Annotated in this window: 15 protein-coding genes; 7 read left to right on the top strand and 8 right to left on the bottom strand. The window is 44.7% G+C overall.

Annotated elements, in window-relative coordinates:
• Positions 1-6 precede the first annotated feature (6 nt).
• The 7 genes from RB622_RS22105 to RB622_RS22135 all read left to right on the top strand — a co-directional run bounded on the left by RB622_RS22105 (position 7) and on the right by RB622_RS22135 (position 12,064).
• Positions 7-1,620, top strand: coding sequence for a RagB/SusD family nutrient uptake outer membrane protein (locus tag RB622_RS22105; RefSeq protein ID WP_308048855.1), 1,614 nt, complete (start codon positions 7-9; stop codon positions 1,618-1,620).
• Between the two features lie 49 nt (positions 1,621-1,669).
• The gene (locus tag RB622_RS22110) at positions 1,670-5,608 is read left to right on the top strand and encodes a PVC-type heme-binding CxxCH protein (protein WP_308048857.1); all 3,939 of its coding nucleotides are present in this window, start codon (positions 1,670-1,672) and stop codon (positions 5,606-5,608) included.
• A gap of 224 nt (positions 5,609-5,832) precedes the next feature.
• Positions 5,833-6,207, top strand: coding sequence for a hypothetical protein (locus RB622_RS22115; protein WP_308048858.1), 375 nt, complete (start codon positions 5,833-5,835; stop codon positions 6,205-6,207).
• Between the two features lie 70 nt (positions 6,208-6,277).
• The gene (locus RB622_RS22120) at positions 6,278-7,135 is read left to right on the top strand and encodes a DUF3347 domain-containing protein (protein WP_308048859.1); all 858 of its coding nucleotides are present in this window, start codon (positions 6,278-6,280) and stop codon (positions 7,133-7,135) included.
• Between the two features lie 79 nt (positions 7,136-7,214).
• Positions 7,215-9,524 carry a multicopper oxidase domain-containing protein gene (locus RB622_RS22125; RefSeq protein WP_308048860.1) on the top strand — a complete coding sequence of 770 codons (2,310 nt, stop codon included), beginning with the start codon at positions 7,215-7,217 and terminating at the stop codon, positions 9,522-9,524.
• Between the two features lie 229 nt (positions 9,525-9,753).
• The gene (locus tag RB622_RS22130) at positions 9,754-10,137 is read left to right on the top strand and encodes a hypothetical protein (protein ID WP_308048861.1); all 384 of its coding nucleotides are present in this window, start codon (positions 9,754-9,756) and stop codon (positions 10,135-10,137) included.
• Between the two features lie 205 nt (positions 10,138-10,342).
• Positions 10,343-12,064 (top strand): carboxypeptidase-like regulatory domain-containing protein, encoded by a 1,722-nt coding sequence (locus RB622_RS22135; protein ID WP_308048862.1) that lies wholly within the window; start codon positions 10,343-10,345, stop codon positions 12,062-12,064.
• A 171-nt stretch (positions 12,065-12,235) separates the two neighbouring features.
• Here the strand turns inward: RB622_RS22135 and RB622_RS22140 are convergent, their stop codons facing one another.
• The 8 genes from RB622_RS22140 to RB622_RS22175 all read right to left on the bottom strand — a co-directional run bounded on the left by RB622_RS22140 (position 12,236) and on the right by RB622_RS22175 (position 25,550).
• On the bottom strand, positions 12,236-13,837 hold the full coding sequence (locus RB622_RS22140) for a RagB/SusD family nutrient uptake outer membrane protein (RefSeq protein WP_308048863.1): 1,602 nt from the start codon (positions 13,835-13,837) through the stop codon (positions 12,236-12,238).
• A 23-nt stretch (positions 13,838-13,860) separates the two neighbouring features.
• On the bottom strand, positions 13,861-17,334 hold the full coding sequence (locus tag RB622_RS22145) for a SusC/RagA family TonB-linked outer membrane protein (RefSeq protein WP_308048864.1): 3,474 nt from the start codon (positions 17,332-17,334) through the stop codon (positions 13,861-13,863).
• A gap of 1,678 nt (positions 17,335-19,012) precedes the next feature.
• Entirely contained in the window at positions 19,013-19,966 is a 954-nt protein-coding gene (locus tag RB622_RS22150; RefSeq protein ID WP_308048865.1) for a DUF4249 domain-containing protein, read from the bottom strand.
• Between the two features lie 28 nt (positions 19,967-19,994).
• Positions 19,995-22,394 (bottom strand): TonB-dependent receptor, encoded by a 2,400-nt coding sequence (locus RB622_RS22155; protein WP_308048866.1) that lies wholly within the window; start codon positions 22,392-22,394, stop codon positions 19,995-19,997.
• Between the two features lie 223 nt (positions 22,395-22,617).
• Complete coding sequence (locus tag RB622_RS22160) at positions 22,618-23,343, bottom strand: LytTR family DNA-binding domain-containing protein (protein ID WP_308048867.1); 726 nt, start codon at positions 23,341-23,343, stop codon at positions 22,618-22,620.
• 74 nt (positions 23,344-23,417) lie between these two features.
• Entirely contained in the window at positions 23,418-23,924 is a 507-nt protein-coding gene (locus RB622_RS22165; RefSeq protein WP_308048868.1) for a copper resistance protein NlpE N-terminal domain-containing protein, read from the bottom strand.
• Positions 23,925-23,945: 21 nt separating this feature from the next.
• Positions 23,946-24,452 (bottom strand): hypothetical protein, encoded by a 507-nt coding sequence (locus tag RB622_RS22170; protein ID WP_308048869.1) that lies wholly within the window; start codon positions 24,450-24,452, stop codon positions 23,946-23,948.
• A gap of 36 nt (positions 24,453-24,488) precedes the next feature.
• Complete coding sequence (locus tag RB622_RS22175; protein WP_308048870.1) at positions 24,489-25,550, bottom strand: histidine kinase; 1,062 nt, start codon at positions 25,548-25,550, stop codon at positions 24,489-24,491.
• Between the last annotated feature and the right edge of the window lie 91 nt (positions 25,551-25,641).

A 25,641-nucleotide genomic window follows, 5' to 3' on the forward strand; every position in this document is an offset into this window, starting at 1 on the left:
AAGATCATGAGAAAAATATTTGCAAATGTACTGCTGATCGTGGTGATTTTTATGGGTGCTTCCTGTAACGAGGATTTTCTGGAGCGCGAAGCCACAGATTCTATTCCGGAAGAAAAAATATTTGAAGACCCGGCTTTAATGCAGCTTTTTGTCAACAACATGTATCTGGACGTTCCTTCTTTTGACCGGAATTTGTATGATAACATTACCGATGAATCACGCTGTTACTGGGGTGGGGGACCAAGGAATGTTGTTCAGGGACAATGGTTTGCCGACAATAATCCGATGGAATACTGGGCTTACGGACCGGTGAGAAAAACCAATATGTTTTTGGCTAAAATTGACGAGGCGAAAGTAGATGATGAAAAGAAAGCATTTTTTAAGGGGCAGGTTAAATTTCTGCGCGCCATGCTTTATTTCAACATGATCAAACGTTATGGAGGTGTTCCGATTATCACCGAGCCGCAGGGGTTGGACGATGATCTTTTTGTTGCGCGCAAGACGGTGGATGAAAGCTTTGCGTTTGTTGTCAAGGAATTGGAAGAAGCCGTTGGTTTACTTCCGGAAACGTACGGAAGCCGTGCTGTCGACGTAGGGAAGGCGAATAAAAATTCTGCAAAAGCATTCCTGGGACGTGTTCTTCTTTTTTGGGCTAGCCCCTTGTATAATCCGGGCGCAGATGCGGCACGCTGGCAAAAAGCTGCTTTGGTCAACAAGGAAGTAATGGATAAAGGTGTTTACAGTCTCCACCCCAGCTTCCGGAACATCATGCTGGACAAAAATAATGAAGAAGAAATTTTCAGTGTACAATTTCAGAAACCCTTCCGGGACCATGGATGGGATTCGTGGGGGCAGCCTGATTCGCAATCCAAGCAGGACGCCGTTAACCGAAGCCCGGTGCAGGAATTTGTCGACACTTTTGAGATGAAAAATGGCAAGGCGATTGACGAGCCGGGTTCGGGTTATGATCCTACAAACCCTTATGTGAACAGAGATCCGAGATTTGACGCGACGGTTCTGTATAACGGTGCAACTTTTTTTGGTTCTGCCATTTACATGTACGAAGGTGCGCCGATCGACGGTATTAATTTTCCTTACGCAACCATTACCGGTTATCTGATCAGGAAGGGGATGAATGAAAGCAACAAAGACTACTATGGTGGCTCCGGCAGCGATCAGAACTGGATTGAACTCCGCTATGCGGAAGTCGTTTTGAATTATGCCGAAGCGAAAAATGAATCGCTGGCTGCGCCGGACGCTTCGGTTTATTCAGCTGTGGAACTCGTCAGACAACGTGCCGGGATAGCTCCTTTTCAATTGCCTGCCGGGCTCACAAAAGCGCAAATGCGGGAACGTATTTATAAGGAAAGGTACATCGAGTTAAGCTTTGAAAACAAACGATACTGGGATCTTCGTCGCTGGAAAAAATCGGTGGAAGTACTAAATGGCAAGCAGTTTAATGCGATGTATATCACCAAAAATGCAAACGGAACCTACGCTTACAAACCGAAACCCGTGGATGGAATTCCTTACGTGTTTCAGGAGAAAATGTATTTTATGCCAATCCCGCAGCGGGAAATTGAGAAAAACCCGAATCTGAAACAAAATACCGGCTGGTAGGTTTCAGAGAAAATTAAATGTGCTATTACCGAATTATCCAGAAAATTTTATGAAGTCACTGATTCTGAATGTCGTTTTGTCGCTGCTAGTTTGGTCAGGTTTTTTCCTGATGCCTGCTTATAGTCAACCTTTAAAGCCCCGGTTTATTCCGCAAAAGGGCGATCACATCGTTCTCCTGGGAAACACGTTCGCAGACAGGATGCGCCATTATGGCTATTTTGAAACTTTACTCCAGAAAAATTTTCCCGATCAGGAATTGATGCTCAGAAACATGGGATGGAGTGCGGATGAAGTTGGCTTACAACCTCGTCCGCTTAACTTTCCTGGCTTTGGAGAAAAGGTGTCGCCCGCTGTCAAGCCCAAAAAAGAAGTGACTTTTCAGGGATTTACGCACGAGGGGGAACCGATTCATATGCCTGTTGCGCTCAATTTTAACGGTTTAAACCAGGATCTGTATGAACAAAAAGCGGATGTCATTTTGCTTTGTTTTGGCATGAATGAGGCATTCAGAGGAGCGGCAGGATTGCCTCAGTTTGAGAAAGATCTGGAAGTTTTTATTAAAAATTTACAAGACAATCAATTCAACGGGCATTCGGCACCCAAGCTTATTCTGGTCTCTCCCATAGCACAGGAAAATCTTGGCCGTTACTATCCTGACCCGGCTAAACACAATAAAAATCTGGCATTGTATACCAAAAGCATGCAAAGGATGGCCGATGCGAAGGGTTTACTCTTTGTCGATTTGTTTACGCCGTCGCTAAGCCGAATGACTTTAAAGGAAAAATCAACCATTACCATTAATGGAATCCACTTAACGGATGAAGGTTACAGGCTTGCGGCAGCATGGATGGGGCAATCTTTGGGCTTTGGTAGAAAACCGGATTTCGACACTGAAAACAGTAAAAAATTACGGGAGGTTATCAAAATGAAAGATGATCATTTTTTTTACCGCTGGCGTGCCGTTAATGGTGAATACATTTACGGAAGAAGACGGGAACCTTTCGGAGTTATTGCCTATCCTCCGGAACTCAGAAAACTGAACCAGATGACGGTTTCTCTTGATTCCGTGATCTGGGCGCTGGGGAAAAGTAATGGGACCGAAAGTTTTAAAAAAGCAATCGAGATCACCGATCTGAGAGGGAAACCGGCTGATCCGGCCATGGTGCCAGCGATACCCATGACCGGTCGACAGGGAGAGGCGGCCAAAGCTGCCGCGGCCCATGCGCATCATCAGGAAAAGATCTGGCCTGCAACGACGGAAAAGTTCAAGCTGCCCGCTGGTTATGAGATCAATCTTTTTGCCTCTGAAAAAGATTTTCCAATTGAAAAACCCGTGGCTATGAATTTTGATGCACGGGGTCGGTTATGGGTGGCCACCATGCCTACGTATCCGCAATATTATCCGGGAATTCCGGTACATGATAAAATTGTCATTCTGGAAGATACGAATGGGGATGGAAAGGCCGATAAACATACAGTTTTCGCTGATGACCTTTACCTTCCGCTAGGCTTTGAATTCGGGAATGGTGGTGTTTATGTATCCCAGGAACCGGATATTCTGTTTCTTAAAGATACCGACGGGGACGATAAAGCCGATTTACGGGAAGTTATTCTCACAGGCTTTGGCTCGGAAGATAGTCACCATGCCACACATGCGTTTACTTTCGGACAGGACGGCGGACTGTATTTTAATGAAGGAACATTTTTGAATTCACAGGTTGAAACGCCTTATGGTCCGGTCCGCTCGTACAGCGGATCGACCTATCGTTTTGAACCCAGGACCGGGAAACTTTTTCATTATATCTCTTATCCTTACTACAATCCATGGGGAAGCGTGTTTGACCAATGGGGTATGCACCTGATCGGTGACGCTTCGGACGGATCCAATTATTTTGCGCCGCCGATGACCGGGAAAGTAAATTATCCAAATAAGCATCCCCGCATTGAAATGTTTACCGAAACCCGGGTACGGCCGACAGCGGGTATTGAAATTGTTTCCAGCCGACAGTTTCCGGATGCCGTGCAGGGCGATTTTTTAGTCAATAACAACATTGGTTTTCAGGGAACCAAACAGCACCGCATCATTCAGAAAGGTTCAGGTATTGGCAGTAAAGAAGTTGAACCAATCCTGCAATCATCCGACCCTAATTTCCGTCCGATCGATCTGGAATTCGGGCCTGACGGTGGTTTGTACATTGTCGATTGGTATAATCCGTTGATTTCACATGGGGAAAATCCTCCGCGGGATCCGGCAAGGGACAAATCCCACGGACGTGTCTGGAGAATTACTTACAAGGATAAACCATTGCTTAAGCCGGTTGACGTTTCCAAGCAAAGTATCCCCCGGCTCCTTGACAACCTTAAAATATATGAGGACAGAATGCGCTATCGTTCACGTGCGCAAATTCGTGAGCAAAAGCCTTCCGATGTTTTGCCGGTGCTGAAACAATGGGTGGCTGCGCTGGATAAAAATGATAAACAATTCGAGCATAATCTGCTGGAAGCGCTATGGCTTTATCAGGATTTCGATGTGGTTGAGGAAAATATTCTGAAAACTTTATTAAATGCGAAACAATGTCAGGCGCGTGTCGCCGCCACAAAGGTGCTGCTCAATTGGCGTGACCGCGTGCCGGGAGCATTGGCGTTGATGCGCTCGCGACTGAACGACGAATCTGCACGGGTGAGACTGGAAGCGATAGTGGCTTTGAGCTTTTTCGAGTCGCAGCAGGCAGCAGAGGCAGCCATGGACGTTTTCAAGTATCCGACAGATTATTACCTGGACTACGCCATCCGGGAAACATTCACTTACCTGAAGCCGTTATGGCTCCCTGATTTTAAACAAAACAAAAACCTGACGGAGGCACAATTACGGGCACTTCCTTATTTGTCGGGTCTTGTAAGCGCTCAGGAACTTTCGGCGTTTCCGCAAACCACGGAAGTGCTGACGGTACTGATTGCCAGAAATGATTTTGACGTGAAAGAAAAAGAAGATGCCGTCATCAAAATCGCAGCGGCACAGCATACCAGTGCGGCAAAGGTTTTGATAAATACCATCCGTCATCATGAATCTAAAAAAACGGGAAATGTACAAGACCGGGCTCAGGAAGAATTGATCCGGATGCTCTTAAACAGGGACCGTTCCGAATTGAAGGGCAACGTTGCAGAACTCAAAAATATGATTGAAATAGACAGCAGCCGGCGGTCGCATGCTATCGGGTATGCAGCGGTAATTACAGCCGAGCGCTCGGACGAGTCGGTATGGGATGCGGCACAGAAAAGTCAGGCCAATCAGGCCGATTATCTGCATGGCATCGCACTTTTAACCGACGGTGATCTGAAAGCATCCTTTTATGAGAAAGTAAAAAGCATGACCGCAAGCCTGCCCGACCAGGCTTATCCTTTGTTGCTTAAAATGAGCGGGAATAATGCAGCAAAAACCCAAACCGTTAAAGACTACTTAGCTTATTTAAATACGACCTCAGAAAATAATCAGGGATCTGAGAAATTTGCGCAGGTGATTTTGAAAATCACGGCTATGGTACCGGAGCTCCCGGAGAAAGACAGACCTGAGATTTTGTCAATGCTGGAAAGTATGGGCACCATGGAAATCAAGCTTACTGCCATCGAAGCAAAAATGGCCTTTGACAAAACAAATATTACGGTTCCTGCGGGGAAATCCATCTCGCTTATTTTTGAAAACCCGGACCTGATGCCGCATAATGTTTTGATCGTCAAGCCGGGTACAGCTCAGAAAGTCGGAGAAGCTGCCGATGCCATGGCGAGTCTTAAAGACGGATTCGAGCGGAATTTTATCCCTGATTCAAAGGACGTGCTTTTTGCCACACCACTGGTCAATTCGGGAAAAAGCTTTCGCCTCAATTTTAAGGCACCCGCGCAGCCTGGGGAATATCCGTTCATTTGCTCTTTCCCCGGACACTGGCGTGTGATGAAGGGAATACTTACGGTGACCGGTTCAAAAATTCCATAGCGTAACAGGTTAATAAACAGGTATTTATTTTAAATCAAAAAGCAAAGCAGACTTCTCATTTGGGAGTCTGCTTTGCTGTATAAAGCATGTCCGGAAAAGCCTTAATGCGATGCTGAGGCTTTTAAAACGGATAAATCCATAACTATGTAAATTATTCCTATAATTGTGTAAAAAAAGTCGTCGAAAGATCTCAGATCTTTGTACGATCAAAATGATGTTTCTTTATGAGAAGAAGTGTTTTCATGTTGTTAATTCTAACCTGCCAGCTTGTTTGGGCAGGGGATGTCTACGCATGTGGAATTAAACATTGTGCCTCTTCTCAGAAGGAAATGAAACATATTTCGAAAAAAGGGGTGTGTTGCGACCGCCAAAATCGGCGGGTGCCGGGAAATAAAAAGAAAATCTGTGGTCATCATTGTGACGGACCGGGTTGTAGTTGCACGCACTCCATTCCGGTATTGGCGCTAAAAGTGCTTCCGACCTGTTTACTGCTAAAACCTGTTTTTGAAATTTTCCCGAACAACCCCTGGTTCTTCAAAGAAACGACCCCAACACCCGTGTATCTTTCTCTTTGGATGCCTCCCAATATAAGCCGTTAAGTGCCTGATAGCCACAGGTACGCCCTTACTTTTTTAGGAAAAACAATACGAACAGCTTAAATTTTATCCGATGAAATCAATTAAAATATTGATGGCAATTACCTTATTGCTGTCTCCTTTTCTGTCGCAGGCGGAAATAAAGAATGTAACTACTGTAAATGTAAAAATATCAGGGTCCTGTAATATCTGTGAAGAGGGGATCGAAGCAGCTGCATTTCAAAAGAATATTTCCCAGGCAAATTGGGATGATAAAACCCAAATCGCCTCTGTATCCTATGATAGCAAAAGAACTTCCCTGGATGCAATCCTAAAAAAAGTTGCACTGGCGGGTTTTGACAATGAAAGTTATCTGGCACCGGATGATGCCTATGCAAAACTGGCCGGATGCTGCCGGTATAAGCGCACGGATAAGGATGCGTCAGTGGTACAGAAACCAGCGCATGGACATCAGCATGGAACGGATATGACGGGTAATAGCAAGGCTGAAACGGAAAGTTCGGATCCTTTGAAACCGCTTCTGGATGCTTATTATTCCATAAAAGATGCATTGGTAAATTCAGATGGAAACGCGGCTGCTGCCAGCGCAGCGCATTTGGTTAAGGCAATCAAGGCCGTGCAAATGACGGCGCTTGGAAATGAGCAGCACATGGTTTGGATGAAGGTGATGAAAGACCTGGATTTTGATGCAGACCACATTTCGGAAACCAAGGATGTCGGTCATCAAAGAGATCATTTTTCTTCACTTTCCGAGAATATGTATAAGCTGATCAAAGCTGGAAAGCCGTCTCAGGCCGTTTACTATCAGCATTGTCCCATGGCCAAAGAAGGAATAGGTGCCAACTGGCTGAGCCAGGTGGCGGCGATAAAAAATCCATACTACGGTGCCCAAATGTTAAATTGTGGCAAAACAACAGAAATGATCAAATAGGAAAACGGCTGTCCTGAAATCTCCTGGTTACTTTGAGATGCAGGACAGCTTTCTCCTGATTACATTAATAAAGCATTTTATGGATTTTTGTAAAATTCCTGGCATAAGGGCTGTATACCCCGTTTTGATTCTTCTTTTTATTGCGCAGACAGGGTTTGGACAAAAAATTGTTCGGTATGATCTGTACGTCAAAGATACGATTGTGAATTTTACTGGTACAGACAAAAGGGCTATTGCGGTAAACGGCCAGATCCCCATGCCGACACTTACGTTTACGGAAGGGGATACGGCGGAGATTTACGTACACAATCAGCTGAATGAAGAAACTTCCCTGCACTGGCATGGACTGTTTTTACCCAACAAGTATGACGGCGTTCCCAATTTAACCCAGATGCCGATCAAGCCGCATACCACCCATTTGTACCGGTTCGCGATTATTCAAAACGGAACGCATTGGTATCATAGTCACACCGGATTACAGGAGCAGATCGGTATGTATGGATCGATGATTCTGAACAAGAAAAAGGAGCCGGATATTCCCACAGTCCCCATTGTGTTAAGCGAATGGACGGATATGAACCCCGGAAATGTGCACCGGTTACTGCACAATGCCAGTGACTGGTTTGCCATCAAAAAGGGGACTACCCAAAGTTATTCGGAAGCAATCAAACAAGGTTATTTTAAAACCAAATTAGCCAATGAATGGAAGCGGATGACGGCTATGGACGTGAGCGATGTGTATTACGATAAATTTTTAATCAATGGGAAAAACGAAAGCCAACTTTCACAGTTTAAGCCGGGCGATAAGGTCCGTTTGAGGATTTCAAACGGAGGCGCGTCTACTTATTTCTGGCTCAAGTATGCCGGAGGGAAAATGACCGTGGTGGCAAACGATGGGAACGATGTGGAGCCGGTAGAAGTCGACCGGTTACTCATAGCCGTTTCGGAAACTTATGATGTGATCGTTACCATCCCGGCTGTTATTCCCGGAGCGCCGTCCGTTGCCTATGAATTCCTCGTTACCGCAGAAGACCGGACAAAATCCGCTTCATTGTACCTGGGCGAAGGGGTAAAACAACTGGCCTCACCGCTTCCGAAACTGAAATATTTTGAGGGGATGAAAATGATGAACGGCATGATGAAAATGGACGGTAACCTGGATGATATGGGCATGAAAATGAGCCTGAATCAGATGGACATGAATGTGGTGATGTATCCGGAAATCACTGGCCCGGCGCAGGGAAAGAAAATAAAGCAAACCGGCAAAAAGGTTGAAGCGGCCGGGACGGATGGGATGAAAATGGCGCATGGTAAACAGGATGGTGAAAGTAGTCATGCGGGTCATAATATGTACAATAGCAATGCTTTGTCTTCGATTGTGACACTGAACTATGCGATGCTCAAATCACCGGATAATACCTCGCTTCCGAAAGATGCACCGGTCAAGGAACTCCGTTTTGTTTTGACAGGAAACATGAACCGGTATGTCTGGAGTATGGACAATAAAGTGGTTTCTGAAACCGATAAGATCCTGATTAAAAAAGGTGAAATTGTGCGCATGGTGCTCTACAACAATTCTATGATGCGGCATCCGATGCACCTGCACGGACACGATTTTCGCGTGCTGAACGGACAAGGTGAAAACGCTCCCCTGAAAAATGTCATTGACATTATGCCTATGGAAACGGACACATTGGAATTTGCCGCAACCGAAAGCGGGGACTGGTTTTTTCATTGCCATATTCTTTATCACATGATGAGTGGCATGGGCAGGGTCTTTTCCTATGAAAATTCTCCGGCGAACCCAGAAATTCCCAATCCGCGATTAGCCCAGCGAAAACTGTTTGCGGATGACCGGGAATTTCATCTGATGGCTGAAAACGATTTTGCCACCAACGGAAACGACGGTCAGGCTATGCTGCAAAATACAAGATGGAGCATCGGTACCGAGTGGCGCCTTGGCTACAACGATCACCATGGATACGAAACAGAAACACACATCGGACGCTATTTTGGAAAAATGCAGTGGCTTATGCCTTTCATAGGATTTGACTGGAGGTATAGAAAAATGGGCATGGACGAAGTGGAAACAAATCTTTTTGGGCAGAAAAGTACAAAAGACAAACGGTCTGTGTTCAGTGCCGGTGTCAGTTATACACTGCCTATGCTTTTGGTGGGACAAGCGGAAGTTTTCACAGACGGAAACGTACGGTTTCAGTTGGAGCGGATGGATATACCTGTTTCCAAACGCCTCCGGATGGGCCTGATGGTCAATACAGACAAGGAGTATATGGCGGCACTGCGGTATATTTTTACCAGGAACGCGGGTATTACTGCACATTATGACAGCGATATGGGATTCGGGATTGGGCTCACACTGAATTACTGACCAAAGTATAGCCCGAATAAAGTTAAGTGAAGGAAACAGGCTACCCGTTTGCGTTTGCAAACTGGGTAGCGCTCCGTTTCAACCCTGATTTTGTCCGTCTCGGCTACGAACTGCCATGCTTTTTTCTTGTCGTAACTGAATTTTGATCCATGAATTACAGCATCTGATTCACCAACGTGAAAATTTGCCGGATCATAAAACAGTATTTCAATTTTAACCAATCATAACAATGAAAAAAGCAAGTATTATTCTGGCCGTTTTATTCCTGGGAATCTTCTGCAAAAGTTTTGCCCAAACGGTGCCACCGACGGATTTTTTTGCCGGAAAATGGGAAATTAATCTTACGGGAACGCCCAATGGTGACGTGAAATTTTTAACCACGCTTACACGGAAAGACGGTAAGCTGTCCGGAGAGTTGGCGAATGCATCGGATGCGACGCAGGCAAAGCGGCCGATTTCAAAGGTTGACGAAAGTGCGGACAAAATTATTATCTATTTTGAATCGTCTCAGGGCGGTGAAATAGCATTGGAACTGGCCAAAATAGATAATGATAATCTAAAAGGTATCTTGATGGACAGTTTTGACGCATCGGCTAAGCGACTGAAAGACTAGGGGGCAAACGATATAAAATGCAATGCGTACCCGGACCAGATTCGGGTACGCATTGTTTTTTATTTTTAATCAGGATAGTGGCAAAAGACAGACCGGTTGTCACTCCTTTAAAAGTGTGTCAAATAATTTCGAGTAAATTCCCCGAATGCGTTTTAACTTTGATCCGGAATTTTAAATATCTGGTTTATTTGTATCGATTTTTAACATGAACCGGATTCAGTTTTTTTTCAGGACGATAGCACCGATAGCATTATTCCTTTTGTTACCGGCTTGTCATGCGCAAAAATTGCTGAATAAAATCGTTTCGGTTTCAGTGAAAAATAAACCGGTTGCCGATGTGTTAAAACTGGTTGGGGAGCAGGGGGAATTTCGTTTTTCTTACAACAGCGACATCATTTCGGGTGACAGCCTTGTTTCGGTTTCCATACAATCGGTTTCTGTCAGGCGATTTTTGGATGTCTTTTTAACGGGAAAGTACACCTACAAAGAAACCGGCAACTATATCATTCTTCAAAGAGCACCGAAAGAGAAAAATTATCAAATAACCGGATATGTTTTTGATGGCGAAACCGGTAAGGCTGTTGATTATGCCAGCGTGTATTCCAAACAATTTCTCGTTTCAACCTTAACCGATGATGACGGTTTGTTCAAACTCCGTATCCGGGACCGGAACTTTCCATTTACGCTTACTTTTAGTAAAGTCGGCTATGCGGATACTTTGCTTGTGATTAACTCCGAAACGGATGAGGCTATCAGGCTCTCCATTTTTCCCAGGGCGACCGATCTGGATACACTGGTCATCACCAATACAAAAGAAAATAATTCGTGGCTGACAAGGTTATTTGTCTCTTCTCGGTTACGTGCGCAGAGCCGAAATATCGGCCAGTTTTTTGTTGCATTGCCAATTCAGGCTTCACTCATCCCGGGCCTAAGCACACACGGCCCGTTAAGCTCACAGATCGTCAACAAGGTTTCCGTGAATATCTACGGTGGCTACACGGCTGGGGTAAACGGCGTTGAGATCGGCGGCCTTTTTAATATTTCCAAAAAAGATGCCCGGTATTTACAGGTGGCGACTACGTTTAATGCCGTTTCCGGAAATTTCACGGGTGTGCAGATGGTGGGCATCTACAACCAGATTTTAGATTCGCTCAGTGGTGTGCAGGTCTCCGGATTTGGTGGTTTGGTTAAAAGACATGTAAGCGGTGTTCAGCTATCCGGGGTAGCCAGTTTTTCCGGTAGTTTGCATGGTGTCCAGGTTTCCGGTTTTGGAAATATTGCAAGAGCGGATGTACGGGGCGCGCAGATTACCTTTTTGGGCAATGTGGCCGGTAAAAGTATGAAAGGTTTGCAACTGGGGGGCTTATTTAACTATGCCAGAAATTTGAAAGGCGTTCAGATCGGTATGATTAACCTGGCCGATAGTTCGTCCGGTTATAGCATTGGTTTTCTCAATCTTGTAAAAAAAGGGCATGGCGCAGTTTCTGTTTATGCCAATGAGCTGGTGCCTTTTAATATTGGCTGGACATCCGGGAACAGGAAATTATATAATATTTTGACCGTCGGTTCCTCGACGAATAACGCCAGCAAAGCATATACTTTCGGGTTTGGTTTTGGGCGGGAGTTTATTTTAAACGACAAGCTCAAACTGAATACCGAAATCACACACCAGAATGTGTATCTGGGCGACTGGAAAAACCGGCCAATCGTTTATCGTTTTCAAACCGGTCTGAACATCAGACTGAGCAAGCGATTGGCAATCAATGCAGGCCCGTCATTTTCAATGCTTCATTCAGTTCAAAAAGAATTTAAAGCCGGTTACCAGACATTTACCGAAAAAGGATTTTTTCAATTTAAGGTAAACCAAAATACACAAGCCTGGCTGGGCTGGCAGGGAGGTTTAAGCTGGAATTATGGGCAGTTGTAGTGATCGGAGGTTATTATTTGTCTGGTTCTGATGTTGGCGGTGTTTTTTTGCAAGTCATTGACCCACAAAATTTACAGCTTAGAGGAGTAGCTTTTAGACCGGGGAAAATAAAAAATGAGGTGGAACCAGTTGGCTCACCTCATTTTTTTAAGTGAATTCAAACGTCTGCTCTTAATTCTGCACAGCCAACGGGTTATACAGGATTTCGCTCTCCGGAATCTGTAAAGTCATTTTGGCTACCGGGTAAGTCACCTTGGACATATGATTTTTTGAATTTGTGCGGTCTACCGGGATGTTCCAGCGTTTGTTATTATAAAACTCGCGGCCACCTTCACCCCAAAGCTCAATACGGGTTTGCAGATATACCATTTGCAAAGCGGTGAGACCAGCCATTGATGGATAGGTATCAACGGTGAGTGCAGTAGCTCCTGTTTTGGTACGTGCCGCAAGCAATTTATTCAGCGTTGCTTTCGCACCTGCTTCGTTTGCAAGCTGTGCCTGCGCTTCTGCTTTCATGAGCAACACCTCCGAAGAACGCATGTAATAGCAGGTAACCGTACCGACTTCATTTTTGTTGGTACTTCCAATACCATGCGTCGCAGCGAATTTCGTATTGGTGTATTTCGGAATGAAGGCAATAGTTTTGTTAACCGGGTAAGTATAGTTCCCAAAATCTTCGGCCATGAAGTTATTCTTACGGTAGTCGTCCGCAGCCATTTGTTCATAGAGCCTGTTGTCGATTCGCTTGTAAACGCGGGAAACGCCACCGTTTCCTTCACCAAAAGGGTTGGTGTAGGCGTTATGATATGTTTTAGACTGTCCAACTGGAAAACCTAATATTACCTCGGGATTGGATGCGTTGTTCAGGAAACCGTTGGCTTCCGGCAAATAGATAGGCTCTGTGGCCGTACCGGTATTGGTTCCGCCATACTGTCCCTGGTTCATCAGGGCAGGATATTTGGTCAGGACGTTGTCGCAGGCCGTAACGGCCGCATTCCAGTCACCGGTCCATACGGAAACTCTTGCCAGCAAAAAGTTAGCTACCCCAAGATCAATGTCCGTCACATCGGCTGTGTATCCTGTGCCGGCATCAGTCAGCAGTTTGATCGCAGTGGTGAGGTCATTTTTGATAAATGCATAGGTCTCAGTGGCCGTTGTACGGGGCTTGCTTGCCTGTGTCGGTGAAAACTTGTCATACAACATGATACCCAGTTTGTTTTTTCCGGTCAGCATGTACGCATCCTGATAATTCTCCATCAGATGGTTGTAACCGTGCGCCCGGACCACCAGTCCGCGTGCCTTGCAATTCATCAGAAATGTATTGGTCCCGACAATCTCGTCTGTCAGGAAGTTCAGCATTTTGTTGGCCTGGTTGATACAGTTCCACGCATAATTCCAGTAGACGAGGTTTTTGTTGGAATTGGAGGATATGAAATTGTCCATTCCGTATTCAGGAGCGCCCACAAGTGCAGACAAGCCTAGCACGTCGCTCAGAACGATGTCATTTCCTTCCAGATTTCGCATCATGTCCAGCCCCTGGTTACTGGTATACATGTCGGCGCCACCAACACCGGCAATTCCTGCAACATTGAATTGTAACGGCATACCATTGGCCATGCTGCCCATGACGAGCTTGATGGACTCTGCATTGCCGGAAGCTAACAATTTTTGTATCTGCTCATCGGTAATGTTGTTTGGCGGTGTTATTTCCAGCTTGTCTGCGCAGGAGCTGAATATGGCTGTTGCTAAAAGCGCTAAAATATATTTTTTCATCTCGTATTTGCTTTTAAAAGTTCTTAGAAAGTAAGGTTAATGCCCATTGATACCGTACTCATGTAAGGATAACCATAGGCACCCACTTCAAGGCCGCCCACCAGCGACATCCGCGGGTCATAGCCCGAATGTCCGGTGATCATGGCAACGTTGTCTGCCGAGGCAAAGACACGGAAATTACTTGCCTTGATTTTTGCAAGCATTGATACCGGCAGATTATAGCCGATTGAAAGGTTTTTTATATTCAGGTAGGAGGCACTGAATAGCCCCAGATCCGAATACATCCAGCTTCCGATGGTAGCACCATTGGTGTAAGGGGCTCCACTGCCATAAAAAGCCATTGGGAATTTGGCATCCTTATTTTCGGGCGTCCAGGTGTTTCCAATGAGCTCGGAGGAAAGTGCACTTCCTATGCTTCCGTTCATGTAAAGTCCGTTGGCATATTCAACACTCATGTATTTACCGCCCAACTGGTAGGCAAGAATGGCTGAGAAATCGAATTGTTTGTAGCGGAACGAGGTCGTAAAGCCACCGATAAATTTAGGTAGAGCGCTTCCCATTTCGTAACGGCTCGCCAGTGCGTAATCCGTTGATTTGATATCCGAACCTACCTTGGTATCCGAAAATTTGCCAGCCGCATGATCCGCTTCAGTTACACGGTGATAGAACAATGGTAATCCGGTGTTTGTATCTACGCCGCCATATTTGAAAAAGTACATGTTGTAGTAATCTTTACCAACGCCACGCAGATATGCGGTTTCGCCGGTAGAGCCTCCTCCGTTAGCCGCCCATCCGTCCACGCCGGCAGTCCAGTTACCATTCAACTCTTTTGAACCAACCCCCGCCGGAACTTTTGTAAGCACCGTGGTGTAATGCGTTCCGTTCACGCCAACGGTCCAGTTAATGTTTTTACTTTTGATGATATCCACATTGACATCCACTTCAATTCCGCGGTTACGCAGCCCGGCAGAGTTTTTTGTCAGGGTGCTTTGTCCCAGAGAAATCGCGATGGGCTGGTTGTAAACCGAGTTAATGGTGTGTTTGTTGTACCAGTCAACCGAGCCATGAACGCGGCTCAGCATCGTAAAGTCAATGCCTGCATCCAGCGTTTGGGTATTTTCCCAGCTGAGCCCGTCGTTTACAAATGCTCCCTGGCTTAATGTATAAGAAGCTGGTGTTCCAGTCCCCGATGTGCTCGAAGAATAGACAGCCCCATATGACCATAACTGGTATCCTGAATAATTGCCAATACCGCTTTGGTTGCCAATTACCCCATAGCTGGAACGTATTTTAAGGTCGTTAAGCCATGACTTCGTTCCTTGCATGAATGTCTCGGCGCTGATTCTCCATCCTCCGCCAACGGACCAGAAAGTTCCCCAGCGGTTGTCCTTGTACTTAAATTTGGATGAACCATCCCGGCGAACAGAAGCTTCCAGATAATACTTTTCATCATAAATATAACTCAGACGGCCAAAGTAACTCTCCATGGCAGTCTTGACGATGTTCCCTCCCGGTGAGGCAAAAGTACCTCCGCCGTAGCGTCCCACAAAGTTGGCATAAGCCGGAAATCCGTCGATAAGTCCGTATGCGGAGTTAAAGTTCAAATTGTCGAGATTGTATTCGTAGTACTCATGGCCTGCCATCGCGGTGAAAGCATGTTTGCCATAGGTGTGTCCCCAGTTCAATAACTGCTGCGCATCCAGAATGGCGACGTTCTGATAGGTTTTTCCAAACGCGCCCGCTGTGCTAACATATGGTCCAGTTCCGGCGTTTCCATAGCGGGTTCTTGTTTCCGAAAACCGGTCATAAGAAATATTGGTGGTCAGGCTGAAATCCTTTAAAAAGCTAAAAGTTGCATAACCTTTCAGGTTAAGGTCGTTGGATGCACGGGTATCAATATCGTCATCGAGCAACTTGATCAGGTTCGCATCCGAGGTCGCTGTTTTAGTCAGCCCCAATGGAGAGTAAGTATCACCCGCTCTGACATGAACCATATTAGTGCCGTCTGCATTTTTCTTGATATTTCCGGCTTGATCCCTTGCATACAAAGAAATCAAAGGGCTTTGTCCATTGATCCAGCGAAATACGTTGGCCGTTGCCGAACCCGCGTTGCGGCCAAAACGGGTTGCCGGCGACTGTGTGTTACGGTTAGAATATCCAATGTTGGCACCTACCTTAACCCAACTATACAATTGCGCATTGACATTGGAACGTACATTGTAACGGGCAAATTTAGACCCCCGGATGTAAGAAGGATCTTCCAGATAACCCAACGAAGTGAAATAATCAATCTTATCCGTTCCGCCACTGGCTGTGATGTTGTATTCCTGACGTAGTTTCTTTTCCAGGAAGAAATCGTCATAACTCCCGGCTGCATAAAGCTGCTTGGCATTTGGATTTAACTTTCCATCCGGATTAACCAGATAAGCCCCCGACATCGTCGAGCTGGCGGATGTTCCGCTGCCGGTTGGGGTATACACCGCGCCAGGAACATCGTACAACATCCAGTTACCCAGTAAATTGGACTGAAAATTGGTGGTAGATCCAGCATAGTCAAACAAATGCGCACTCGCAAACTGAGCCGCAGCTTCATGCGTCATGTTCGGCTTTTGCAGGTTTGTCGTTGATGTTCCGTTGGTAGAAGGGGTGCCGCCCACACCATAGCGGGCTGAATTATAGATGGCCTGCCAGGCATATTCGTAAATGTCTTTGGCGTTTGTGATTTTGTCGAATTTCAGTGCTCCTGCATAGTTTACACCCCAGCGTCCTTCAAATCCGATTCTGGTTTTTCCTTTTGTACCTCTTTTGGTCGTCACCATCACAACCCCGTTGGCACCGCGGGAACCATATACGGCTGTGGATGCAGCATCTTTCAAAACACTAATACTTGCGATGTCTTTCGGACTGATTGAGGCCAGCGCATTTTCATGTTCGGCTGGCACACCGTCGATGACAATAAGCGCATTGGAGCTGTTTTGGCTGGTAGAACCGGCCCCCCTTACACGAATACCCATATCCAGACCGGGCTGTCCGTCTACCGAGGAAACCTGCAAACCAGGAACCACGCCTTCCAGTGCCCGTGTTACCGTTGAGTTGGCCTGTACGGCAATCGTTTTCGAGTCGATGGACGTTACAGAACCGGTAAGGTCTTTTTTCTTACTTGTGCCATAGGCGACGACAACCACCTCGTTAAGCTGTTTATTTTCTTCGGGCAAGGCAACATTGAATACTTTTTTACTGCCTACTGTAACCTCTTGCGCCGTGTATCCTATAAAGGAGAAAATCATCACTGAATTTTGCCCCGGTATATTGGGGATCGTAAATGCACCATCCTGATCGGTGGTGGTGCCGGTAGTGGTTCCCTTTACGACAATGCTTACACCAGGCAGAGCCGTACCTGTTTCATCGGTAACCTTCCCGGAAACTTGAATTTGTGCATAAGCGCCAAGGCACAGGAGCATGCAGCACAGAAGGAGTAATGGTATTTTTCTCTTCATTTTAATGGAATTTAAGGTGGGTAGAAATGAGTGAAGTGGATAACAGACAGATTCATTCTGAATGATTTTGTCCGCAATTGTGTGAATGGTTTTTACATATTGGCAGGATCTGTTTTAGTGGAAATTTTAACTGAGGTTGAACAGGCAATAGATCTTTTACAGCTTTTCCGGTTAATTGGATGGTGGAATTGCAGTTACGTTAACGTTACCGGAAATGATGCGATTTGAATCGCTGTGGTGTAATTTGAAGCCTGTCCCCCGAACTGGCAAGGCATTCTATTATGTAAATGTTGTAAGGTAGGTGGCGCATGGCTTATGAGGGTTTAACTGTTTATTTTTTGTCCGTCAGAGAAAACCAAAGTAGAAATTTTACTATCTGACTGGTTCACATCATGATATCTCAATAATACTATACTATCAATGTTATGAATAATACCATATCAATATTTAATTTGCCCCAATGATCATTTGTCCTACAAAAGTACAGAAAAAATGTCACCGAAATGATAAATAAGTAATTTAGTGAATTTTTTTATCTGAGATGGTGCAGAACGCGATATTTTGCCACCTGATTGGCTGTTTCTTGCAAAGAATTAAGATGCTGATATTCAGTGGTGTGATTTCATGTTTGCATGGGTTTAGTAAATACTGCCGGATAAAATAATTTACCAAAATGTTGTTGAACAACAATACAAACCCCGACAGGATCACCTGGCTCCGAAGTCTTAGCGGAGTGCTGTATACGCTGGGCGCGGTTGTGGAGCCTTCAAATGGGTTAATCTGAACAGGGCTGACTACACGCTCGCTCTGTCGAAGGAATTATCAACATGGTTCAGCCGGTGGAACCATATCAGAGCCGGTTGTGACGGTTGTTGGGATTAAAATTGTGCGGCGAAGACTTTCGGATACACTTTGTCGGTGACTGGCAGGAGCAGGCACGGGGCCATGATGACAATGCCGAAATTGCTCACCAGTGAATCCTCAAATTTAACGAAAAAAATAAGTAACGGTTTGATCTGAAGCCGTGGGTATATCGTATATGAAGCCAATGGGATTTTTATAAAAGAAAAAGACTGACCATAAAGATCAGTCTTTTGCAAATACCGTTAATATTTCAATTACCAGCCTAATGAAACAGTGATATTAGGAAGAATTGTGTCAAGGAATATCAAAAGTTGAGTCAGCGAAAGAGTTAGAGATACCATAGCGTAATTTAAGTTTGTGTTTAGTGCTTACTCGTTTTTAGTGGTTTTCAGCTGCCCCACACCTTGCAAGATGTAGTAAAATAACTACAATTAATTTTATTTAACAACAATTAATTCTATTATTTTTTTGAAATAAATCTACATATTGAATGTATCTAGTTCTATAAAATAGAAATAGTAATCTATTTTGATCGATTAAGTAGGTTTTTGGCCATTTTGGCCGCATTTTCCCAATTGCCGCCTTATTCTTTGCGGTATTATTTTCCTTAAAAAAACTTTAACTCCCCCTTGAAATATTTTTCAGGACCTATGAAAAAAGGGTGACTTAAGATACTTTGATTCGTCGAGGGATGCGAATTAGGTGTTGTTTCAGTTACAAATTGGGGCTGATTTGATAATACGAAATGACCAGTCAAATGATTTTGACTGGTCATTTCGTATTATCAAAAATTGTAAAAGTCTATATCGCTTCGTTATGGTTTTATACTCAGACTGCCGACGTTGTAGGAGCCGAAACATCCGAGGCCGCCTTCTATATTCGTAAATACGAGCGTAGGTTCAACAAAAGGGTTATCGTTGTCCCTTGCGTCTTTCTGAGACCGGTAAAATTTGTAATAGTTTTCATCCAGATTAAGAATCTCCACATATACTTCTGAGAATATCGGATCGGATTTCGCAATTTGCTTCTCACCGTTGTCATCTATGTATTCAAAGGTATTGTGACTGAAAAGACGTACATAAAACAACGGTGCTTCGAAACTGATACCATCCAGATTAATGTCATTGACCAGATAATTGCCAAGGTCGGTCTCGATCACTCTTTTAAAAGTCCCGCGGATTGGACGGGAGTTACCCGGGTTCTTAGGGTTGTAACCTGGGTATGTTCCGACGATGATTGAGTAGCCGCGCATGGTATAGAAGTTTTTTTCTCCTTTGATATCATCCCAGGAGATTTTTACCCTGGCAAGGAATGTTTCCGGAGCATACACTTCGGGTACGGAATCAATCTTATAACTTTTAATGGTCGGCGCTTTTAACGGAACCGTACAACTGGCCTGCACACTTCGTTTTTCATCATGCACACGGAGCGTGTATGTTTTTCCGGCTTCGATTTTGAACTGACTTTTATCGATAATATAACAGGTCGTAGAGTCGACATACGGAATTTTTACCTCACCGTTTTCACCGGATATGCTAACCGTTGCATTTTTGATGAAAGTAGGTTGATAGCTGGCCGGTCCCAACAACGGCTGAGATTCTGTCACCAGAACTCTGATCTCTTCCGACTGCGGTGAAATGTAACATTCAACGACCAGCTTTGATGCTACTTTGGGTAATTTGTCCGGCCCAAGGTCGTTCACCATGCTTTCGCAACTCCACAATAAAACGGGAAAGATGAGAAGAAAGAGATACTTGTATGTTTTCATCTGTTTTATGATTGACTTTTAGCAGATATCAGAATTTGAAATTATAACTGAACGATGGGAGCACGGGAAAGAGTGAATACCGGGTGAGTACATTGACGCTCGCTCCCGGATTCTTCTTGTCCTCTTTTGTATTGATTTCATAAAAAAACGGGTTCTTCCGGTTGTAAGCGTTGTATAGGCCAAACTCCCAGGTTCTTTCGTGCCGCTTTTTCTTTTTGTGAAACTGAATGGCGAAATCCATCCGGTGATAAGCTTCCGCGCGGAAAGAATTTTTCTTATCATATTCCGTTGTCTGGCCTCCCCAGTAAGACGACGGCGGGCCGGATAACTCCGGTAAAAATCTGTTTTTGAAAGCGGTGTACTTGGACACGGGCAAAGTGATTGCATTTCCGGTTCCGTAAACCCAGGTGGCGGACAGTGTGATGCGCTTGCTTAATTCATAAATACCCACGACCGAGATATCATTCCGGCGGTCATATCTGGGGAAAAAAGTTTCGCCAAAATTCAATTCTGGAAATTTCCATTTTGTCCATGACAAGGTATAACCAATCCAGCCGGAAAACTTACCCGTTTTCTTTTGAACCATAAACTCGGCGCCATATGACCAGCCCTTTCCCGCCGTGACATTATCTTCCCAGTTGATTTCATTGGCATTTTCCCCATCCAGCTTAATAAAGGAAGAGCCCTCCTTATAACTGATGATGTTGTTCATTTTTTTATAATAACCTTCCAGCGTCAATGCCAGCCCGGGTTTTTCGAGATCTTTTGCAAAGCCAAATGCTACCTGACTGGACTGCTGAGGCGCTACACGGTTTGTCGTCGGTACCCACAGGTCGGTAGGCAACCCCAGGCCGGTGTTGCTGAGCAAATGCACATATTGGTTCATTTTGGCATAAGAGGCTTTCATGGAAAAATCTTTGGCCAGTTTCAGCGCCGCCGAAAACCTGGGTTCCGGGCGGAAGTAAGTTTTATCGGGTGTCTGGAAAGAACTTAATCTGAATCCAATATTCATTTTTAGTGGCTGAAAAGGCTGCCAGGTATCTTCTGCATAAATTCCGGCCTCAAAATTATTGATCGGTTTTGCCTGTAAATCGATATCGTTTTCGGTAAAATCACCGGCCAGTGCAAGCGCCGACGGGACAAAGCGGTGGGAAGTAGCCTGAACGCCAAATTTTATCGAATGTTTGGTATTGGGGTAGAAGTCAAAATCAGTTTTCAGGCTGAAATCTCGGATCAGGCTATTGTATTTGAGACTGAACTCATCAGCAACCTTCCCGTTTTCAAAATCCTTGTCATTAGAAAAAATACCAAAATTGAAATGGCTGTAAATGAATGAAGTATTGACAAAAAGCTTTTGGTTGATCAGGTGATTCCAGCGTAATGTAGCCGTTGCATTACCCCAGTTTAACCCGGATTCGTTTTGGCTGCGGGGACTTTTTTCGCGGATCTTAAACCGGTCCTGACCAAAATAGCCGCTGAGATAAAGTTTATTTTTTGGCCCGAAATCATAATTGATCTTCGCATTCAAATCGTAAAAATAATAGCCAGGTTTCGCCTTGGTATTGGAACCGACCTGTTGCTGGGCAATTAACGGTGCGGCCAAAACGTCGATATAAGTACGCCGGGCTGAAACTAGAAAGGATGATTTCTTTTTTGCCAATGGGCCTTCAAGCGTCAGTCGGGATGAAATCAGGCCGATTCCACCTTCGCCATGCAGTTTTTCTTTACTGCCTTCTTTCATGTTCATTTCAACAACGGAGGAAAGCCGGCCGCCATAACGTGCGGGAAAACCACCTTTAGTAAGCTCAACACTTTTTAGGGCATCGCCGTTGAAAACCGAAAAGAAACCAAACAAATGGCTGGCGTTGTAGACAACCGCGTCATCCAGAATGATCAGGTTTTGGTCAGGACCGCCGCCGCGGACATAGAGCCCCGTTTGCCCTTCCGTCCCTTTTTGCACGCCCGGCATAAGCTGAAGAACGCGGATCACATCCTTTTCACCAAAGAAAGCCGGAATCTTTTTGATCTGCGAAATGGGCACTTCAATTTTACTCATTTGTGCTGACTCACTCACTTTTTCCTCTTGGCGCCGGCCGGATACGACGACTTCTTCCAGTTGATTTGAGGAAGATAATTCGATATTGAACTGTTTGTCCGACCGGGCGCTGATTTTAAAGTTCTGCCTTTCATAGCCGACAAATGAATAGGAAATGAGCATGGAATCGGCCTTGGGGACGGTTAGGGAGTAGAAACCATAGTTGTTGGTAACCGTTCCGATCGTTGTATGGTCAATGTAGATGTTTACACCGGGCAGCAATTCCCGACTGCCGGTTTCTCTGACAAATCCGCTGATGGTAATCTGTTCCTGAGCGAAGGATTGATACGAAACAAAAAGGAAACAAAGTAACTGACATAGTGTTTTGCGCATAGTAAAAGCTTGGTGGCAAGGGTTTGACGGGGGTGCCGGATCGATCTGACAGTCCCATGTAACCACAAAGAGTCTTTGTTGTACAAAATGGTTGTACGACTATGTAACTATTTGTAAAATTATTTTTGATGTAGGAAAAATGATAGATCGGGGAGACTTCTGAAATTGGATTTCGGATGCTCAATTATTGGCCTGTTATCAAGCCGAATGTTGTTTTAGCCAATCAGGATAATATTTTTTCCAGCTCTTCCCGAAAGTTCCGACCGATCGGAAGCTGCTGGCCGTTAATGATAATTCTGTTTCTGTCGATGCGGGAAATTTTTGGGATGGAAACAATAAATGATTTGTGAATCCGAATGAAGATTTTGTTTGGAAAAATGTCAAGCATTGCCTTGATGGAACCTTTGATAACGATTTTACCGGAATAGGTGTAAATGATCGCATAATCTTTTAATCCCTGAATATGTGTTACGTCCTCAAACTGCAATTTGATGCGCTGAACGCCGCTTTTCACAAAAACGGAGCTCTGTATTTCTTCGGGAAAGACATTTTCAATATTGGTATTCTGATCTTTCAAAATCAGAAATTCGCGGCTTTTTTCCACTGCCTGCGCGAATCTTACGAATGATATCGGTTTGAGTAAAAAATCGATTACGCCAAGCTCAAATCCTTCGAAAGCATAGTCGCGATAGGCCGTTGTGAAAATGGTTATTGGCGGATGGGGGAGCGCCTTTAAAAATTCAATCCCGGTCATTTCCGGCATTTCGATATCCAGAAAGATAATATCCGTTTCATGGTTTTCGAGGTATTGCAGGGCATCATGGGCGTTGCCAAATTGTACGACGGACACAATGTGACCCAGTTTTTGCAAATGCCCTTCGAGTACTTCTCTGGCAAGCGGCTCGTCGTCGATGATGATACATTTTAACCTGAGGGGTTCTTTGTTCATTGTATTTATTTTTTATCCGTCGGACGGCCGAAAAAAGCCGTCCGACGGAGCGTCGGCACCCAATAGATATCCAACTAATTTACGACGCGATTGAATGTGTAACTCAAATAACTTCCTCCGACCATCAGATTTTTGTTCCGATCCAAAATGAACAAGACGTTGTCATCACCTTTCAGCAGGAAAAACGATTCCTGCGGCTTGTCGGGATCAAGCTGAATGACGGTTGCATCCGGAAAGTCTTTCGTTCCTTTTACGATGATCCATTTACCTTTGCGTACGTTTTCGCGATAAAGGGAGCCTTCCCAGGTATAAGTCGTCGGCTGATGGTTTTTCGGATCCTGATAAAAAGTAAAACCCCATTTCAGTTTTTCACAATCAGAAGGAACATCAAGTCCCATCGCAGTCGCCATGGCCTGACATGGAACGCGGCCGTGAAATACGCCCCAAACATCGGGTCCCTCTGCGATGGGGGATCGCATGGTAGTTTTGGAAGGAGAATTTCGCGTAACTAATTTTTGTCCCGAAACATTACCTACGGACACGCATAAAGCGATTAGAAAAATGACAAGTATCTTTTTCATACCAATTTCTTTGAGATAAATTCAATCATTCTTCATTTTATTCAGCGTATAACTCCACCCGGCGTTGCCGATCATCAGATGCCCTTCCTGATCCGTTAAATGCAGGAGGCTGTTATTGAGTTTAAGAAATGTCAGCGGTGTTTTAATTTTCTGATCTTTTAGCTGAATCACGGCCTTTCCAGGCAGGTTTACGCAATTGTTCAGGACGCGCCAGTTGCCTGTCATTTCGGCATTGCTGCCTCCGTTCAGGAAACCTTGGGTCCCCGGTTTCGATACACCATAGGTATAGGTCAGGTTAAATCTTTGCTGCTGATCATTTTCAGGATTTTTGAACAGTAAAAGTTTCCATTTTATAAACTCACAATCCGTGTTTAACGGGATGGACATCCAGGGCCGCATAACCGGGTCGCAGGGACTTGACCCGACGAATACCTCAGGAGCGGGGGAGGAGGCCATATTGGTGAAACACAGCCCCATACAAATGAAAAATGCGGGTCGCAGAAACTTCGGAAACGGAAGATTTTTCATGGCTAATAAAGTTTGAGGTTTGTTTAGTTGAAATCCTTACAGCTCAATTTGAAGATCAGCCGAAAAGGAATTGCCTTTGTCTTCAATTGCTAACGTATGTTTTGCGGGATATAACAGTTCGAGGCGCTGACGGAGATTATCCAGCCCGATCCCGCCTTTGCTATGGCCAGCCCGGGTACCTGGTTTACTATTTTCAACAGTAAGCCGGACCGACGATTTGGTGACGTGAAGTTTGCCATGCAGCCAACCGCGTGTCGTTTGCTGGCTCACACCGTGTTTCATGGCATTTTCAATCAATGGGAGCAATAGCAACGGTGCTATTTCCTGTCCGTTTATATCGCCAGAAACATTTAAAATAATGTCAGAATGATCGCTAAAACGTATTTTTTCAAGCGCGATGTAAGTGTTCAGATAACCGATTTCCTTTTGCAGCAACACTTTTGAACCATCGCTATCGTAGAGCATGTATTCCATCATTTCTGATAATTTCAGAACGACTTCGGGTGCAAGATCCGATTTTTTTAGCGTCAATGCATAAAGATTGTTGAGCACGTTGAAAAGGAAATGCGGGTTCACCTGAGAACGCAGGAAATTGACTTCCGCCTGTAATTTTTCAACGGTTATTTTTTGCAGGATCCGTTGCTGTGCGTACCAGTCGATACTCAGTTTCAGGGCCAGCATAAGTCCCAGATACCACAACGTGCTGAAAAAATTATATGACAAGGTTTCTATCCAATTGCTGTTCCGCATGGGGCCGATGACATAACCGTAAAGATAAAAATCGAAGAGGCACTGCACGAAAAGATAGCCCAAAATGGATAAAATAACGGCTGTGAAATATTGATAATATCGCTTTTTAAGCAGGTATTTGGGTAGGAAATAATTCAGGTTGAGATAAGCCACCAAGATCAGGAGCAAAATGCGCGCCGTGACACAAATTACAAAATAAGGCATGCTGGCTTTGTAGATCAGGTATCGTTTTTCATAAATAAAAAATCCGGTGATAAATATCCAGTAAGCGGTATGGACCAATGCATATTTCAGCGAAATACTGCGTTTCGAAAAGGGCAGGTGAACCGTTTTTTCGTAAGGATCCATTGGTTTGCATTTTAAACGGTAAAAATATTATTTTATGTAAATGAAGATAAAAGATTTAACTCCGGAAAATAATATCGACCAACGACGGAAA

It is taken from the genome of Dyadobacter sp. LHD-138, from assembly GCF_030929615.1.
Taxonomy (GTDB): domain Bacteria; phylum Bacteroidota; class Bacteroidia; order Cytophagales; family Spirosomataceae; genus Dyadobacter.

What these genes read in the sequence shown, in the direction of transcription:
- RB622_RS22105 (WP_308048855.1), top strand. Translation starts at nt 7, where the DNA reads ATGAGAAAAATATTTGCAAATGTACTGCTGATCGTGGTGATTTTTATG.
- RB622_RS22110 (WP_308048857.1), top strand. Translation starts at nt 1,670, where the DNA reads ATGAAGTCACTGATTCTGAATGTCGTTTTGTCGCTGCTAGTTTGGTCA.
- RB622_RS22115 (WP_308048858.1), top strand. Translation starts at nt 5,833, where the DNA reads ATGAGAAGAAGTGTTTTCATGTTGTTAATTCTAACCTGCCAGCTTGTT.
- RB622_RS22120 (WP_308048859.1), top strand. Translation starts at nt 6,278, where the DNA reads ATGAAATCAATTAAAATATTGATGGCAATTACCTTATTGCTGTCTCCT.
- RB622_RS22125 (WP_308048860.1), top strand. Translation starts at nt 7,215, where the DNA reads ATGGATTTTTGTAAAATTCCTGGCATAAGGGCTGTATACCCCGTTTTG.
- RB622_RS22130 (WP_308048861.1), top strand. Translation starts at nt 9,754, where the DNA reads ATGAAAAAAGCAAGTATTATTCTGGCCGTTTTATTCCTGGGAATCTTC.
- RB622_RS22135 (WP_308048862.1), top strand. Translation starts at nt 10,343, where the DNA reads ATGAACCGGATTCAGTTTTTTTTCAGGACGATAGCACCGATAGCATTA.
- RB622_RS22140 (WP_308048863.1), bottom strand. Translation starts at nt 13,837, where the DNA reads ATGAAAAAATATATTTTAGCGCTTTTAGCAACAGCCATATTCAGCTCC.
- RB622_RS22145 (WP_308048864.1), bottom strand. Translation starts at nt 17,334, where the DNA reads ATGAAGAGAAAAATACCATTACTCCTTCTGTGCTGCATGCTCCTGTGC.
- RB622_RS22150 (WP_308048865.1), bottom strand. Translation starts at nt 19,966, where the DNA reads ATGAAAACATACAAGTATCTCTTTCTTCTCATCTTTCCCGTTTTATTG.
- RB622_RS22155 (WP_308048866.1), bottom strand. Translation starts at nt 22,394, where the DNA reads ATGCGCAAAACACTATGTCAGTTACTTTGTTTCCTTTTTGTTTCGTAT.
- RB622_RS22160 (WP_308048867.1), bottom strand. Translation starts at nt 23,343, where the DNA reads ATGAACAAAGAACCCCTCAGGTTAAAATGTATCATCATCGACGACGAG.
- RB622_RS22165 (WP_308048868.1), bottom strand. Translation starts at nt 23,924, where the DNA reads ATGAAAAAGATACTTGTCATTTTTCTAATCGCTTTATGCGTGTCCGTA.
- RB622_RS22170 (WP_308048869.1), bottom strand. Translation starts at nt 24,452, where the DNA reads ATGAAAAATCTTCCGTTTCCGAAGTTTCTGCGACCCGCATTTTTCATT.
- RB622_RS22175 (WP_308048870.1), bottom strand. Translation starts at nt 25,550, where the DNA reads ATGGATCCTTACGAAAAAACGGTTCACCTGCCCTTTTCGAAACGCAGT.